At 43.5% G+C, this 1,139-nt stretch carries 4 protein-coding genes; all 4 read right to left on the bottom strand.

The window, feature by feature from the left end; translation table 11 throughout:
• A partial coding sequence (locus QMD21_07780; GenBank protein ID MDI6856662.1) for a hypothetical protein occupies nucleotides 1–295 on the bottom strand: 295 nt, incomplete at its 3' end.
• 1 nt (nucleotide 296) lies between these two features.
• Nucleotides 297–446 (bottom strand): hypothetical protein, encoded by a 150-nt coding sequence (locus QMD21_07775; protein ID MDI6856661.1) that lies wholly within the window; start codon nucleotides 444–446, stop codon nucleotides 297–299.
• A gap of 11 nt (nucleotides 447–457) precedes the next feature.
• Nucleotides 458–634: a YvrJ family protein gene (locus tag QMD21_07770; GenBank protein MDI6856660.1), complete on the bottom strand. Its 177-nt coding sequence runs from the start codon at nucleotides 632–634 to the stop codon at nucleotides 458–460.
• 63 nt (nucleotides 635–697) lie between these two features.
• The coding region (locus QMD21_07765) for a carboxypeptidase-like regulatory domain-containing protein (GenBank protein MDI6856659.1) at nucleotides 698–1,139 on the bottom strand (442 nt) is incomplete at its 5' end.

The following is a 1,139-nucleotide window of genomic DNA, read 5'->3' as shown; positions in this document are numbered from 1 at the left end:
ACTTCGAGCGTCTTTGCTCAATGAAGCTTACAACATCTTCAGCCCACTGGGCTGTATCAGAAGCTCTCTCTTTCAATTCTTGAACGCTGCGCTTTGCAATCGCGCGAGCTATTTTTTTATTTGTTCTGGCCTGCCGTAACGCAGCTTCCAGCTCTGAGCTCATACGCTGAGTTTCGCCAAGCCAATCTGGCAAACTGCAGATTTCGTTTTTAATTTCATTAATCAGTTCTTGCAGTTTTGAGATTTGATTTAGCGCAGCGCTTGGTCTTAGTTTTAGTTTCGTTTTGCCACTCATACTATCCCTTCCTTACGAGTTTTATTTCTGCATTAATCACTACTTCGTTGGCGCCGTTGAGCAGCTCATTAACAGCATGCTCTATGGCATCACCTAAATCAAGATGGTCTTTATCTAGCACCCTGTAGTGACTTGTTTCTTTTACTCGCATCTTTCTAAATTTCACTTCCTGAGAATTTCTATTTTTTCGGCAAGCAGCCTAATAGAATTCTTCAGCTCGCATAACGTTTTCACAACCTCATGAAGCACGTTATTCGTTTTAACGAGCAGGTAAGCTGCTACTGCAATTGCGAAGCCTAGATTACCAGCTACGGTTATGAGAGTGGTTAGTTCGTCCATTTTCTTATTTCACTTTCACTTACGAAGACGAGAGCCATTCACCTATTAAAAAGAGAAAGAGAGCTACGGATCTATCACTGGTGGCAGTACCTTGAGAGTAAAGGTCTTGCTGAGCTGCGCGATTTTCATATCCGGAATTACTATGGTTTCGTAGCCGGGCATTACGATATTGACATCGTAAGGCTCGTCTTCTTTGGTTAGCGCTAGAGTGCATTTGCCTTCTTCGTCAGTGAAGCCTTGGTAAACGATCGCTCTGCCTTTCTTGATTATCACTGTTGCTTTCTCAACTGGATGGCGCTCTTCGTCTATTACTTTGATCTCAGCAGTTACCGGCGCATAATATTTCTCATCAGCTCTCGCAAGCTCGATATACCTTCTTACGAAAAGATTGAAACCACTGATTCCGTAAGGAGTTGCAATTCTGTTGTAAGCTTCCTGCTGCTCTCTGCTCAGCTCATTCCACGCATCTACCGCTTGCGTAAAGATGTTGCGCTGGTACATTTGA

The organism is Candidatus Thermoplasmatota archaeon (genome assembly GCA_030018475.1).
GTDB lineage: Archaea > Thermoplasmatota > JASEFT01 > JASEFT01 > JASEFT01 > JASEFT01.
The sequence above is the reverse complement of the archived record's forward strand: the minus strand, read 5'-3'. Positions and strand labels throughout refer to the sequence as shown.

Bases quoted from the DNA above. Each gene is read 5' to 3' on its own strand.
- QMD21_07775 (MDI6856661.1), bottom strand. From the start codon at position 446: ATGCGAGTAAAAGAAACAAGTCACTACAGGGTGCTAGATAAAGACCAT.
- QMD21_07770 (MDI6856660.1), bottom strand. From the start codon at position 634: ATGGACGAACTAACCACTCTCATAACCGTAGCTGGTAATCTAGGCTTC.